At 30.7% G+C, this 430-nt stretch carries 1 pseudogene; it reads left to right on the top strand.

Annotated elements, in window-relative coordinates:
• Positions 1 to 167: 167 nt before the first annotated feature.
• Positions 168 to 430: pseudogene (locus tag CN514_RS26960) on the top strand (hypothetical protein); the annotation flags it as partial.

The raw sequence follows: 430 nt of genomic DNA, 5'->3' as shown, positions 1-430 counted from the left end.
GTATTAAAGATCAAATTAATGCAAAATTCCTATCCTTCCCGGCTGGAAAAATAACTGATGGCGATATTAAAATTCCAATTCGAGTAGAAAAGAAATTAGATACCCTTCAAAAACTAAAGGATTTAGAATGACAACCTGCATCTTTTACTTCTACTGCACTAAATCTAAATGCTAAAACTGCGAAAGTATTATTAGGAGAAATCGCTAAAATTGGATCAATAGACTTTAAAGATGAATTAATTCGTTATAACGAAAACGATGCTATTTCGATGGCAATAACGAAGAAACAAGATGCAAATACAGTTGAAGTAGCTGACAAAGTAATAAACGTACTAGATCAGTACAAAAATGAAATTTCATATAAAGTGGGTTATAGTTCTGCTGAAGGCGTAAAATCATCTGTTGAATCATTAATTAAAGAAGGTTTATT

This window comes from Bacillus sp. AFS001701 (assembly GCF_002559405.1).
In the GTDB taxonomy this organism is placed as follows: Bacteria; Bacillota; Bacilli; order Bacillales; family Bacillaceae_G; genus Gottfriedia.
This window is presented reverse-complemented; position numbering and strand designations above follow the sequence as displayed.